This window comes from Bradyrhizobium sp. USDA 4449 (assembly GCF_054056275.1).
The window spans coordinates 4,871,588-4,884,767 of the sequence record NZ_JBSRYD010000001.1 but is presented as its reverse complement, the minus strand read 5'-3'; the positions used below and the strand labels follow the sequence as shown (position 1 = coordinate 4,884,767).

Annotated in this window: 13 protein-coding genes and 1 riboswitch; of the genes, 2 read left to right on the top strand and 11 right to left on the bottom strand. The window is 66.9% G+C overall.

The window, feature by feature from the left end:
• Positions 1 to 49: 49 nt before the first annotated feature.
• Both ACVIIW_RS22695 and ACVIIW_RS22690 read right to left on the bottom strand, forming a co-directional pair.
• Positions 50 to 1,492 carry a PepSY domain-containing protein gene (locus ACVIIW_RS22695; RefSeq protein ID WP_456702759.1) on the bottom strand — a complete coding sequence of 481 codons (1,443 nt, stop codon included), beginning with the start codon at positions 1,490 to 1,492 and terminating at the stop codon, positions 50 to 52.
• Positions 1,493 to 1,504: 12 nt separating this feature from the next.
• Positions 1,505 to 3,853, bottom strand: a complete 2,349-nt coding sequence (locus ACVIIW_RS22690) for a TonB-dependent receptor domain-containing protein (RefSeq protein ID WP_456702758.1) — start codon at positions 3,851 to 3,853, stop codon at positions 1,505 to 1,507.
• A 116-nt stretch (positions 3,854 to 3,969) separates the two neighbouring features.
• A riboswitch (cobalamin riboswitch) is annotated at positions 3,970 to 4,172 on the bottom strand.
• Between the two features lie 73 nt (positions 4,173 to 4,245).
• Here ACVIIW_RS22690 and ACVIIW_RS22685 point away from each other — a divergent pair.
• Positions 4,246 to 4,818, top strand: coding sequence for a histidine phosphatase family protein (locus tag ACVIIW_RS22685; RefSeq protein ID WP_456702757.1), 573 nt, complete (start codon positions 4,246 to 4,248; stop codon positions 4,816 to 4,818).
• Here the strand turns inward: ACVIIW_RS22685 and cobT are convergent.
• The 7 genes from cobT to cbiE are packed head-to-tail and all read right to left on the bottom strand — an operon-like array spanning position 4,811 to position 10,983.
• Positions 4,811 to 5,863, bottom strand: a complete 1,053-nt coding sequence (gene cobT, locus ACVIIW_RS22680; protein WP_456702756.1) for a nicotinate-nucleotide--dimethylbenzimidazole phosphoribosyltransferase — start codon at positions 5,861 to 5,863, stop codon at positions 4,811 to 4,813. The two genes, ACVIIW_RS22685 and cobT, sit on opposite strands and share 8 nt — an antisense overlap.
• Before the next feature lie 10 nt (positions 5,864 to 5,873).
• Positions 5,874 to 6,623, bottom strand: coding sequence for a precorrin-6A synthase (deacetylating) (gene cobF, locus ACVIIW_RS22675; protein WP_456702755.1), 750 nt, complete (start codon positions 6,621 to 6,623; stop codon positions 5,874 to 5,876).
• A complete protein-coding gene (cobA, locus tag ACVIIW_RS22670) occupies positions 6,620 to 7,351 on the bottom strand; it encodes a uroporphyrinogen-III C-methyltransferase (RefSeq protein WP_456702754.1) in 732 nt (243 codons plus the stop codon). The genes cobF and cobA overlap by 4 nt, the downstream gene beginning before the upstream one ends.
• Positions 7,348 to 8,658, bottom strand: coding sequence for a cobyrinate a,c-diamide synthase (locus ACVIIW_RS22665; RefSeq protein ID WP_456702753.1), 1,311 nt, complete (start codon positions 8,656 to 8,658; stop codon positions 7,348 to 7,350). The genes cobA and ACVIIW_RS22665 overlap by 4 nt, the downstream gene beginning before the upstream one ends.
• Entirely contained in the window at positions 8,658 to 9,440 is a 783-nt protein-coding gene (cobM, locus tag ACVIIW_RS22660) for a precorrin-4 C(11)-methyltransferase (RefSeq protein WP_456702752.1), read from the bottom strand. Before cobM ends, ACVIIW_RS22665 begins: the two co-directional genes overlap by 1 nt.
• On the bottom strand, positions 9,437 to 9,805 hold the full coding sequence (locus tag ACVIIW_RS22655) for a cobalamin biosynthesis protein (protein ID WP_456702751.1): 369 nt from the start codon (positions 9,803 to 9,805) through the stop codon (positions 9,437 to 9,439). Before ACVIIW_RS22655 ends, cobM begins: the two co-directional genes overlap by 4 nt.
• Positions 9,802 to 10,983 carry a precorrin-6y C5,15-methyltransferase (decarboxylating) subunit CbiE gene (gene cbiE, locus ACVIIW_RS22650; protein WP_456705233.1) on the bottom strand — a complete coding sequence of 394 codons (1,182 nt, stop codon included), beginning with the start codon at positions 10,981 to 10,983 and terminating at the stop codon, positions 9,802 to 9,804. The genes ACVIIW_RS22655 and cbiE overlap by 4 nt, the downstream gene beginning before the upstream one ends.
• Before the next feature lie 10 nt (positions 10,984 to 10,993).
• On the opposite strand from cbiE, the gene ACVIIW_RS22645 reads away from it, so the two are divergent.
• On the top strand, positions 10,994 to 11,740 hold the full coding sequence (locus ACVIIW_RS22645) for a cobalt-precorrin-6A reductase (protein ID WP_456702750.1): 747 nt from the start codon (positions 10,994 to 10,996) through the stop codon (positions 11,738 to 11,740).
• On the opposite strand, the gene cobJ is transcribed toward ACVIIW_RS22645, so the two are convergent.
• Together cobJ and ACVIIW_RS22635 are read right to left on the bottom strand one after the other, a co-directional pair.
• Entirely contained in the window at positions 11,716 to 12,450 is a 735-nt protein-coding gene (gene cobJ, locus ACVIIW_RS22640) for a precorrin-3B C(17)-methyltransferase (RefSeq protein WP_456702749.1), read from the bottom strand. The two genes, ACVIIW_RS22645 and cobJ, sit on opposite strands and share 25 nt — an antisense overlap.
• Positions 12,447 to 13,178 carry a precorrin-2 C(20)-methyltransferase gene (locus tag ACVIIW_RS22635; protein WP_456702748.1) on the bottom strand — a complete coding sequence of 244 codons (732 nt, stop codon included), beginning with the start codon at positions 13,176 to 13,178 and terminating at the stop codon, positions 12,447 to 12,449. Before ACVIIW_RS22635 ends, cobJ begins: the two co-directional genes overlap by 4 nt.
• Positions 13,179 to 13,180: the final 2 nt, after the last annotated feature.

The window sequence follows — 13,180 nt, the reverse complement described above, 5'->3', positions numbered from 1 at the left end:
GGATCAATGACTCCGCAGCCGAGCGCGGAAGCTATGCGCAAGGGGCGGCTCAGATCGACAGGCGCAGGCGCCGCCAGCCGATCACGATGCCAGTGACGGAGAACAGCAGCCCGAGCGCGCAGAGCCCGACGATCAGGACATCGCGGACGCGCGGATGCGCCATCAGAATGGGAAAGTCGAACGTATGGAGCGCGCCGTAGGCCCAGCGATAGGCCCGTCGCGAGGCATCGAGCCGTTGCAGGATACTGCCGTCGGCGCCGTCAATGTCGAACCAGAGACCGCCACAGCGGGAACGGTAGACCGGGGCTCCGGGGACGGCGGACCGAGCGGGATAGTCGTCGTTGTCGGCAAGAATGGAGGGCACGCCGCAGCCTGCCGCCAGGCGCTCCGTCAGGTTGAGAACGTCCCGCCCATCCAGGAACGCCGTCTGCCGATAGCGGGCCGGCTCGCCCGGTTTGATCAAGCTCTGCCTGCCAAGTCCGATCCGGTCGCGCCGATAGACGCTGCCATTGAAAGCAAACCATTCGACTTCACGGGCTGGAGTCGACAGCGGCTGCCGATCAAGCGTTGGAGCCGCGCGCCAGTCCGGCCCGGCGTTCGCCAGGCCGACTTCGGCTGCGGTCAAGTGCCCACGCGAGAACAGCCGGCCGTGATCCATCGAGAGCCAGCCGCTGAAGATCCAGGTCAACAGGAAAACGGTCGATAGGAGACCGACGACGTGATGCAGGGCGTGCCATCCGCGATAAGGCGAAGGGATCAGGCGCCCGTGAGTTCTGTCCCTGTGAATTCGGATCCTGAGAATTCCGAGTACCGCCCCGGACATCGCCGCGATCAGGGCCATCAGCGACATCGACGAGACCATCTGGTCCCACAGCGCCCAGTTGCTGCGAAGCACCGTGGGATAGATCCAGTGCAGCACGCTGCCGACAAGATTCCAGCCACGCTCGCGGCGCGTCGTATCCAGCACGACCTCGCCCGCGCGTGAGGAGACATACACTTCGGTTCCGGCAGCATCGCCGAGCGTGATGCGGAACAGAGGCCGGTGCCGGTCAAGGCCGTTCGGCACGCTCCATTGATCGTAATCGGCGCGTGCGACAACCACGGCGTGAACAGCATCGAGGCCGCGGCTGCGGGCGTGATCCCTGGCGATAGCGAGCGCGAGGTCCGCAGATTCCACCGATGCATCGGCCCCATCGGATGCGCGGACTGCGCGCAGATGCGACGGCCCTGATACGACATAGACCGGCCCGTCGCTGCGCTGGATCAGGCGAACGCGCGTGGCCTCGGCGATCCCGCTGGCGGCCACCGCGTCGGCAACCGCCATGATCGGCCCTGTGCGCTCGACCGGCGCCAGGCCTGCAAACCGCTCCGCTTCCGTCAGCGACGGAAACGGAACGAAGTGCATCACGATCCCGCTCGCGAACCACATCGCGAACAGGAGGCAGAATGCGATCCCGAGCCAGCGGTGCAAGAGCACGATCGCGCCCATCATGCGGTCAGCGCCCTACCATTTGAAAGCCGCGGAGATTTCGTAGGTTCGCGGCGCGCCCAGCAGGACCTGGTCGGGATAGAACGGGTCACCCCAGATCGCATAGCGCCTGTCGGTGAAGTTGCGGATTCGGAAGGCCAGGCGAGCCTGGTCGACGGCAGAGAAGACCGTCTTGGGGACGTCGACGAAGGCGTAGAGATCGCCGACCGTGTAGGCATTCATGGTCACGGCGTTGGCATCGCTGTTGTAGCGGTCGCCGACATGGCGGCCGACGATGCCGAGCTCCACGGGCCACGGCGTCGCGAAGCGCCAGGATGCGCCCGCATTGGCGACGACGCGCGGCACATTCGGCGGCGTGTTGCCGGAGAACGAGCCGCCGGCAAAATCATAATCGGCATAGCGCGCATCGACATAGGCGACGTTGCCCCAGAGATGCAAAGGCTCGATTGGGCGGATCGATCCGGCGAGCTCGACGCCCTTGGACTCCTGCCGCCCCGCGATGTTGAGCGTCATGCCGCCGGCCGCCGCATAGACATTCTTGCGCAGGATGTCGTAGGCCGAGAACGACCACTCCGCCCTGTTGTCCCAAAACACGTGCTTGACACCGGTCTCGTAGGTGCGCGCGGTGGTCAGATCCAGATTCTGGGTCGGCGTGAGCAAGAAGATGTTGTTGGCCGAGATGTCGGCACCGGTGGCGTACTGGCTGAAAAAGGTCAGGCCGGGAACGGCTTCCCAGGTGTAGCCGATGCGACCGGTGACGGGCGCCCAGTCCTTTGTGAACGGGAAGCTCGCCTTCTCCAGGCCGTTGACGTCGGTCGAGTTGCGATCGAGCCCGATATGCTCGACGCGCAGGCCGCCGATGAGCGAGAAGGTCCGCGTCAGCTTCAGCCGGTCCTCGAACGACAGCGCCTCGTTGTCGATCCGCGCTGTCTGCTGCTGCGTCGTGAGTAAGCCGTAGAGGCCGCGGTCGGGATCGACCAGCGAGACAAAATCGTTCGGGAAGTTTGCCGCGCCCGGCCGGACGAAGTCGAGGTAGCTCGACGACAGCGTCGTGACCATGCGGTTGTCGAAACCCGCGATGTTGGCGTCCCAGACCAGATCAGTGATGTTGCCGACGAGGCGCTGGCTGTGCGCGACATAGAAGCGCTCGCGATAGACCTGGTTGTTTGTGGAATTGAACGCCTCGATCTCGTTGTTGAACCAGCTGCGCTCGGCGTCATAGCCGTAGGCTTGGCTCTTCAGCGTCAGGTCGGGCGCCAGCTTCAGCTCGAAACCGCCGCGCAGCCACACTTCCTGCGCAACGTTTCTATCGTCGAGGACATTGTAGTTCGTATTGAAGGTACGGTCATCGATCGTGACGGCCCCAAGGTCGGTTCTGTTGAAATAGCTGCCGGAGACGATGCCGCTCGTCGCGTGCGAACCGCTGAAGGTCGCCGACACCAGCGGCGCGCCCCAATAGGCTTTGGAACGGTCCTCGCGATACTCGATCGCCCCCCAGACCTTGAGGGTGTCGGAGATGCGGTCATTGAGCTGGCCGGAGACGTCGAGTGTCTTGGTATTGGTGTCGTCGGCAAAGCCGTTGAGCGAGGACCGGCTGACGTCGAAACGGTAGTCCAGACCCTGCACGTTGGTGCTACCCCCGGAACCGTAATGCGTACGGAAGGAATTCAAGGAATCGAACGAAAAGTCTGCTTCGTTCTGGATCTGCCCCGTGCGCGGCTGCTTGCTCACGAAATTGATGGCGCCGCCTGCGGCGCCCTCGCCCGACATCAGCGAGGCCGGACCTTTGAGGATTTCCACGGCTTCGAGATTGGCCGTGTCCATGATCCGCGAGGTCATGTTCTGCGGACCGATCTTGATGCCGTTGTAGAGCGTGTTGATCTGGCTGTTGGTGAAGCCGCGCATCGAGAACGCGGACGGCTCGGCCGGATTGTCTCCGGCAGTGACCCCGACCGCGCCTTGCGCGACGTCGGAGACGGTGCGGTAGCCCTGCTCGCGGATGGTCTCGGCGCGGATGACCTCGACGGTTGCCGGCGTCTCGCGCACCGTCAGGCCGAGGCGCGAAGCGCTCTCCGCGACCGCGTTGCTGTTGAGTGGCGTTGGCGCTGCGGAATTCGGCACGACCGGCTTGGACGCGGTCGACGCGGTCGAGGGTCGCCGCACGGCCCTACGGCGCGCGCTCTCTGCACTTTGGCCATTGGGTTTGGCCTGCTTGCGCGATTGCGGCGGCGACACCTCCACGGGCGGCAGGGGCTCGCGGGCCTGCTGCGCCAGGGCAGCCGTCATGTCGATGGTAGCGAAAGATGTGAGAGCGGCGGACGCCAGCAGAAAGCGGCGTGGTCGTACAATACGGATGGAAGACACGGTCCTGGACCTCGGTGTGACGTCAGTGGCACGTCACCGCGAACCAAGGTCCCACCATCAGGCTGTCAGCCTTCCGATGAAGCCGAATGTCTGTACTCCCCGACCGACATCTTCGCGTGTGACCACGGCTGACGGCAGGTCTCCTGGCTCGCGGGTCGTGACCGCTTCGTCGCCTTCCCGGGACCGAGGACCCAGTGGCTTTTCGACGAAGGATTCACCGCTTACAGTTGCGGGGGCAGCTGCGGCATTGGGGACAACGTCCCCGCACCGCATTCCCTTTTCATCCCCTTTCGGGGAAACCGTCACCGCCATCTAGGATTACGGCGAAGACAGAGTCAATGTGCCGGATGCGGCGATATTGCCGCGGCGGCGAGCTTCCCTGGGAGATCTGCATGGAAGGCGAGACCTTCCTTTGGCTGATACGCCATGCCCGCGTCGACGGTGTCGCGGGGACCATCCATGCGGCCGACGCTCCGGCCGATCTCGACGATCGCGCGCAGCTCGAGGCGCTGCGCCGTCTTCTGCCGCCGAAGGCGGCGAGCTATGCCAGCCCGGCGCGCCGCACGGTCGAGACGGCGCGGGCGCTGGGGCTTGAGCCTGAACTGATGCCCGAATTCGGCGAGCAGGATTTTGGCGGCTGGACCGGCCGCCGGCATGACGAGCTCGCAGCCAGCGGGGGCGAAACCTATGCGCAGTTCTGGAGTGATCCGGCACGCCGACGGCCACCAGGTGGAGAGAGTTTTGAGGATCAGGTCGCGCGCGTCCGGCTCGGGCTTGCGCCGATAGGTGCCGGCCCCGCAACGCTCGTCGTGCATTCCGGCACCATCCGCGCCGCCCTCTGCATCGCCCTCGATCTCTCGCCGCAAGCAGCCTTGCGCTTCGTGATCGATCCGCTGTCACTGACCCGGATCGACCGGCTCGCGACCGGATGGCGGGTTGTGTCAGTCAATCAGCAAGTCAGCTAGCTCTGTCCGGCACATTGGCCTGCGCGAACGTCGCCATGTCATTGTGCAGCGCGCAGGCCGAACGCACCAGCGGCAGGGCGATCGCGGCGCCCGACCCCTCGCCGAGCCGGAGATCGAGGCTGATCAGCGGCTGCACGTTCAGCGCCCGCAGCACCAGCCGATGCCCCTGTTCCGCCGACTGGTGTGACGGCAGCAGGAACGGCTGGCACGACGGGTTCAGCCGCACCGCCGCGAGCGCCGCTACCGAGACGATGAACCCGTCGATCAGCACGGGAATTCGCGCTTGCGCGGCCGCGATGATGGCCCCGGATATGGCCGCGATCTCGAGACCGCCCACGGCGCACAGGATTTTTTCGGGCGCCGCGCCGGCCACGCCATGACGCGCGATCGCGGCATCGATCACGCGCGCCTTGTGCACGCGCCCCGCCGCATCGACGCCGGTGCCGTGGCCTGCGATCTCTTCGGCGCTGATGCCGAGCAGGCCTGCGGCGATCGCCGCAGACGTCGTGGTGTTGCCGATACCCATCTCGCCGAAGATCAGGAGATCGGGTCGATTGGCCTTCGCTCGCGTGACTGCGCGCTGACCGGCCTCGAAGGCGAATGCCAGCTCGGCGAGCGTCAGCGCAGGCTCAATGCTGAAATCCCGCGTGCCGTGGCGCGGCTTGTCCGTGACGATATCTGGCATCGGCTCTTGCGCCAGCGTTCCCGCGTCAACAACTTCAAGCGTCGAGCCGAGCTCGCGTGCCAGCACGGAGATCGCAGCGCCGCCCGAGGCAAAATTCGCCATCATCGCAATGGTGACGGCCTGCGGATAGGCCGACACGCCCTGGGCGACAATGCCGTGATCGCCGGCGAAGATGATGATCGGCACGCGTGCCGCGCGGGGGCGTTCGGTCGCTTGCAGACCGCCAAGCTCGATCGCGAGCTGCTCGAGTCGGCCGAGCGCGCCCGTCGGCTTTGTCAGTTGCGCCTGCCGCGCGATCGCCGCATCGCGATGAACAGCTGATGGCTCAGGGCAGTTTTGAGTGATCCATTCAGGGAGCATGCTGCCTCGCTTATGGCCTGCGTTTGAGAATATAACAGTCCATGATCCAGCCGTGCCGCTCGCGCGCATCCTGCCGCGCCGCCACGATGCGCGGACCAATATCGGCCAGCGCGCCGGACATGATGATCTGATCGGCCATGCCGAGATAGGCACCCCACCAGATTTGAATTCTGTCAGGATCGAGCGACTGGAACGCGGTGCCGCCGTCGAGCATCACAACGACCGTATCGACGCCTTCAGGCCAGCCGCCTTCGCGCAGGCGCCGTCCCGTCGTGACCAGAAAGGGCTCACCGATGTCATTGAGCGGCAGCGCATGCGCCGCGCAAAGCGCCTGGATCGAGGTGATACCCGGCACGACCTCAATGGTCGGCTGGGGAGCGAGCCGCCGCGCAATACGCAGCGAGGAATCGTAGAGGGACGGATCACCCCAGATCAGCAGCGCGACCTTGCCGTCACCGCCGAGATGATCGGCTATCGTCCGCGACCACGTGGCGGCGACCGCATCGTGCCAATCGTCAACGCCCTTGCGATAGTCGGCTTCGAGCGCGTCGCGCACGGGAAGCTCGAATTCCGCAATGCGCGTGGTGGCAGTGGTGAGCACGTCCGCGCAAATCGTTCGCCTGAGATCAGCGAGATCAGACTTCGCGGTGCCCTTGCGCGGGATCAGGACAAGATCGGCAGCATTGATGGCGTGAACAGCCGCGCGCGTGAGCTGCGCGGGATCGCCGCAACCGATGCCGATCAGCGAGAGGGTCATCATGATGATCCGCCCCCCGCCAGCGCGCCGAACATGATGACGGCCGCCGTGGACGCCGCGCCGCCGCGCGCCAGCTGCGCGGCCAGTTCGGCGATCGTGGTGCGCACTATCAGCTGGTCGGCGCGGCCAAGCGATTCCGCGAACAGTGCCGGAGTGGCAGGTGACAGACCGTGCTCGATCAATTTCGAGACCAGCGCCGGAAAGGTGCGTCGGCCCATATAGACCACCGTCGTTGCATCCGGATCGGCCAGCGCCGCCCAATTTAGATTCGGCGGCAGCTCGCCGGTGACATCGGCCCCGGTCACGAACTGCACCCGGCGCGAGGTATGGCGACGCGTCAGGGGAATGCCGGCTTGCGCGGCGGCCACGCAGGCCGAAGTGACGCCGGGAATGATCTCGTAGCCGATGCCCGCCTCGCGCAGCGTCTCCAGCTCCTCCTCGAGCCGGCCAAAGATGCCGGCATCGCCCGACTTCAACCGCACGACGCGGACGCCGGTGGCGGCATAATCGACCAGCAGCCGATTGACGTGGTGCTGCTTGGTCGAAGGCCGCCCTGCACGTTTGCCGACCGCGAAGAGATTGGCGCCGGGCCGCGCCAGGTCGAGGATCGCGCCGGAGGCGAGATCGTCATAGAGCACGACGTCGGCCTCGCGCAGCCGCGCGGCGCCCTTGACCGTGAGAAGCTCGGGATCGCCGGGGCCGGCGGAGACGAAGGAGACAAAGCCGCTCACCGGTCCTCCGCGATCAGATGGAAGAACGTGCCGGTGGCGTGGCCACGCCGCGAGCCGGTCTCGGCGATGACCGCACCGGCTGCGTCGTGCACCACCGCCAGCGGCGTATCAGGCTGGGCGAGGATCGTCGAATAGTGGAATTCATGCCCGCGCAGCCGCGCACCGGCCTGATGCCCCGGCATCGGCGCTGAGAGCGTGGCGAGACGATAGCCCAGATGCATGCGGCGCTTGGCAAAGCTCGTCTCCAGTCCGAGCAGACCCGTCATCTCATGACGGATACCTTCGGCATCGGTCAAAGCGGTGCCCAGCACCATATACCCCCCGCATTCGCCGTGCACCGGCCGTGTCTCGGCGAAGGCACGTAGGCCGTTGTGGAAGCGCGCATTGGCGGAGATCTTGCCGGCATGAAGCTCGGGATAGCCGCCGGGCAGCCAGCAGACATCCGCGCCCGCATCCGGCGCTTCATCGGCGAGCGGCGAGAATGTCGAGATCTCCGCGCCGGCCGCGCGCCAGGCTTCCAGCATGTGCGGGTAGACGAAGGAGAATGCGGCATCGCGGGCAAGCGCGATGCGCTGGCCGGGCGGCGTCACGTTCAGACCATCGCTGGCTGATCGCACCGACCGGTCGGCAGCCGAGCGCAGCACCGCATCGAGATCGACATGCTCGGCGACGAAGCGCGCGGCCTCGTCGATCAGCTTGCCGATCTCCGCCTGCTCCTCGGCCTGCACCAGGCCGAGATGCCGTTTCGGCAGGCTGATCTCGGCATGGCGCGGCAGTGCGCCGAAGACGGCGATGCCGACGTCGTTGAGCGCGCGCCGCACGAGCTCTTCATGGCGCGGGCTCGCCACACGATTGAGCACGACGCCGGCAAGGCGCAGACCGGCGCGGTAATCGCGCAGGCCCGCCGCGATCGCCGCCGCCGTCTGCGCCTGTCCCGAGGGATCGATCACCAAAACCACCGGCCAGCCCAGCATCTCCGCGATGTCAGCGGTGGCGCCGGTGCCGGAAACACCGCGCACGGCAACGCCGTCGAACAGGCCCATCGAGCCCTCGGCGAGCACGATGTCCGCATCGCTGCCGCGGCTGACGAGATGCGCGATGGTCGCGCGGTCCATCGCCCAGCTGTCGACGTTGACGGAGGCACGGCCCGTGGCCGCGGCATGGAAGGCGGGATCGATATAGTCGGGGCCGCTCTTGAAGCACTGCACCTTCAATCCGCGATTGCGCCAGGCGCGCGCCAGCGCGAGCGTCAGCGTGGTCTTGCCGACGCCGGACGCTGGCGCGGATATGACGAGGCCCGCCGCCATCACGATGCCTCCGGGAAGCGCGGCTCGGCACCGATCGGGCGATAGCGCCGATCGTAGTCGGCGGCGTAGAGCCGGCTCTCGTCAAACTCCGCAGCGCCAAGCGTCTTGCCGACCAGGATCAAGGCGGTGCGCTCCATCTCCGTACCGACGGCGGCATCGAGCGTTGCCAGCGTCGCGCGGACGATGCGCTGGTCCGGCCAGCTCGCGCGCCAGATGATGGCGACTGGACAGCCGGCACCGTAGTGCGGCGTGAGCTCGGCGACGACCTGGTCGAGCAGATGGATCGACAAATGAATCGCGAGCACCGCGCCCGTTGCGGCGAACGCGGCAAGCTTCTCGCCCTCTGGCATCGCACTGGCGCGGCCCGGCGTGCGGGTCAGCACGACCGACTGCGCGAGCCCAGGCAAGGTCAGCTCGGCTTCGAGGGCGGCGGCGGCCGCGGAGAACGACGGCACGCCCGGCGTGATCGTGACGGGAATGCCGAGCGCGCGCAGCCGGCGAAGCTGCTCGCCCATCGCCGACCAGATCGAGAGATCGCCCGAATGCAGCCGCGCGACGTCCCTGCCCTGCGCGTGCGCCGCGCCGATCTCGGCGATGATATCGTCGAGCGACAGCGGCGCCGTGTTGACGATGCGCGCACCTGGCGGGCAATGCGCCAACACGCCTTCGGGCACCAGCGATCCCGCATAGAGACAAACCGGACAGGCCGCGATCAAGTCCCGGCCACGCAGCGTCAGTAAGTCCGGAGCGCCCGGTCCGGCGCCGATGAAATGCACCGTCATGGGCCGTCTCCTTCCGCGATCGCAGCCGTCGCGGTGCGATCCTGCGAGATCGCGCGTGTCCCGATCAATCGCGCGTGCGGGCCGGCGGCAGCGAGCGCCGCTGCCTCGGCGACGGATCCCGTACCAAATTTTTCGGTGACGAGCTTCGATTGCGTCGGCGTGTCGATACGAGCCAATATGTCGGCCGGTACCGCCTTGATCGGCACGCCGCATTCCAGCGCAAGCAGTATCAACGCCTCCGCATCGGCCTTCTCGCTGACAGTAGCCACAGCGGTGAGCCCTTCGGGACCGCCGGCTGCCAGCAGCGCTTCGCGCAACGAGGCCAGCGTCACATCTCTCTTGAATCCGAGCCCGGCGATTTTCATCGGACCGTACTCCACTGCAGCAACGGCCGTGCCGCCTCCCACGAGCGGTAACGGCCGAGCGGAGCGGCATGCGCGATCTCGACCCGCATCAACTCGCCACCATGCTGCCGGTGCAATCCGCCGAGCAGCGCCTCGGTCTCCAGCGTCACGGCATGCGCGACGAGCCGCGCGCCCGGTGAAACACGCGACCAGATCGCATCGAACATCGCGCGATCGAGGCCGCCGCCGACGAAGATGGCATCGGGTGCCTCCAACGCGGTAAGTGCTTCGGGCGCCGTTCCCGTGATGATGGTGATCCTGTGCGTCAGCCCGAACGCCGCCGCATTGCTGCGGATGTTCGCAACGCGATCCTCGCGCGCCTCGATCGCAGTCGCCGCCCCCCCGCACAGCGCCCACTCCACCGAGATCGAGCCTGAGCCGGCGCCGATATCCCATAGGCGCTCGCCGGGGCGCGGCGCCAGCGCGGAGAGCGCGAGCGCGCGTACCGGCCGTTTGGTGATCTGGCCATCATGGACAAAGAGATCGTCTCGAAGACCTGAGCTGCGGGGAATCCCCTGCCCGCCTATCGCCAGGACCGCCACCGCAACGAGATTGCCGGCAATATCCTCGGCAAAGCGATCGGCGCGGTGCCGCTCGATGTATTCGCGCGGGCCGCCAAGCGCCTCGAGGGTCCATACGAGCGAGGCACCCCATCCTCGTTGCGTCAGCCATTTCGCCAGTTCGCCGACCGTCTTTCCGTCGCGCAGAAGGCAAATGATCCGCGCATCTTGCGCCAGATGGGCGATCAGACGCTCGAACGGCGCGGCGTGGAGCCCGAGACAGACGACGGACTCGAGCGGCCAGCCCAGCCGCGCGGCCGCGAGCGAGAAGGTCGATGGCGCCGGATATGCGATCCACTCGTCGCTGCCGAGCTTCTCGGCGAGGCCCGCGCCGGCGCCGTGCCAGAAGGGATCGCCGGAGGCGAGCACCGCCGTCGGCCGGCCGCGACAGCTCAACACGATGTCGGCATCGAACGGCACCGGCCACGCGCGGCCGCGGCTTCCTACGTCTGCAAGTGCAAGATGGCGCTCGCCGCCGAACACGGTTTCCGCGTTGGCGAGCGCCTTTCGGCTTGCGTCCGGCAGCCCGGCAAGGCCATCTTCGCCGATACCGATGATGCTCAGCCAGGGATCAGCCAAGGACTCAGCCATGATTCGCGCCCTCATTCTGGGCGGAATTGCCGATGCGAACGTGCTCGCCGCGGAGATCGCGCGCGTGGGCATTGACGCCGTGTATTCCTATGGTGGCCGCACGCGGGTCCCGGCGGATCAGCCGCTGCCGACCCGCATCGGCGGTTTTGGCGGCGTGAGCGGGCTTGCCGGCTACATCAAGCGCGAACGCATCACCCATGTGATCGACGCGACGCATCCCTTCGCGGCCGAGATGAGCCGTCACGCCATCGAAGCGTGCGCTGAGACCGGCACGCCGCTGATCGCGCTGGAGCGCGCGCCCTGGAGCAAGACGCCCGGCGACATCTGGATTGAGGCCAGCGATGTCAATGCTGCGGCGGCTGCGCTGCCCGAAGCGCCGGCAAACGTCTTCCTCGCCATCGGCCGCCAGCACATCGCCCCGTTCGCCGCCAGGCCGCAGCATGCCTACACGCTGCGGTTCGTCGATCCGCCGGAGGCGCCCCTGCCCTTCGCCGCCGATGTCATCGTATCGCGCGGGCCGTTCACGCTCGAGGGCGAGCTGGAGATGCTGCGCACGCGCGGCATCGCATGGATCGTCGCCCGCAACTCCGGCGGCGACGGCGCCCGCGCCAAGATCGACGCCGCGCGCAGGCTTGGCCTGCCCGTGATCATGATCTCGCGGCCGCAATTGCCCGAGCGGCTGCGGGTCGAGAGCGTCGCCGAGGTGATGCAATGGCTCGATCATCGGACCTGCCTCGGCGCATAGACCCAGCGACCGACGCGGCGCGTCTGCGAATTGCCGACGATGACAAGCGTGCGCATGTCGGCCATCTCCGGCGTCGCATCGTTTAGCGTAACCGTCACGATTTTTTCGTCGGCAGCGCTGATCGCGCGCGCGAAGATCGCAAGGCGCTCACCACAGCCGGCTTCCTTCAACACCAAGAGCGCGCGACCAAATCCATCCGGCCGGCTCGCCGAGCGGGGATTGTACATCGCGATCGAAAAATCAGCTTCCGCGGCGAGCCGCAGCCGGTTCTCGATCACCGCCCATGGTTTGAGATTGTCGGAGAGGTTGATCGCGCAGAAATCGTGGCCGAGTGGCGCGCCGGCGCGCGCCGCCGCCGCCAGCATCGCGGTGATCCCCGGGAGCACGCGTATCGGCAGGTCCTGATATTGCGGCGCCAGTTCGAGCGCTTCGAACACGGCAGCGGCCATCGCGAAGACGCCGGGGTCGCCGGAGGAGACGACAACCACCTCGCCGCCATCGGCCGCGAGCCGCAGAGCCTCGGCGGCCCGTTGAAGTTCCGCACGATTATCGGACGGATGCAGGGTGAGCCCGGGCCGCGGCGCCACGCGCGAAACGTAAGGCGCATAGCCCAAGATGTCGGTCGCGGTAGCAAGCGCGGCCGAGACCTCCGGCGTCACCAGCGCGTCACTGCCAGGGCCGAGGCCCGCGATGGTGAGCGTGCCACTCATTCGGCGGCGGCCGGATGCCGGCCCTTACCGTGCACGAGCACGATCGCGAAGTAAGGACACTCAGTGGTATCGATCTCGGAAAGCCGCACCACGCGCTCGCCAGGCATGGTGCCGCGCTCGACCAGCCAGGCATCGTCCAGCCGGCCCGCGGATGCAAGCGCGCGGCGCACCTTCGCGAGATTGCGGCCGGTCTTCATGATGACGAGGGCATCGGAATCGCGCATGCGCCGCTCGAGTTCCTCTTCGGCGAGCGTGCCCATCAGCACCGTCGTCACGTCGTCGCCGAGCGCAATCGGCTGTCCCACGCCGTTCCAGCAGCCGACCATGCCGGGAATGCCGGCGATCACCTCGATCTCGACGCGGCCCTGCAGGCGCGTGTGCAGGTGCATGAAGGAGCCGTAGAAATAAGGATCGCCCTCGCACAGCACGATGACGTCGACTGCGCGCGAGAGCCGCGCCAGGCGCTCGGCCCATTCATCGTAGAAGCCTGATAGCAGCTGGACATACTCCGGGCCATCGAAGGCGATCTCCGTGGTCACCGGATATTCCATGGGATATTCGGTGACGTCGGCAGCCAGCATCCCCTCGACGATGCGCCGCGCCTGGCCCGGCCTGCCCTTCTTGCGGAAATAGGCGACGTGCTTCGCGCCGCGCACGGTACGATCGGCGCGCACGCTCATCAGATCGGGATCACCGGGTCCGAGACCGCAGCAGATGATGCGTCCCATCT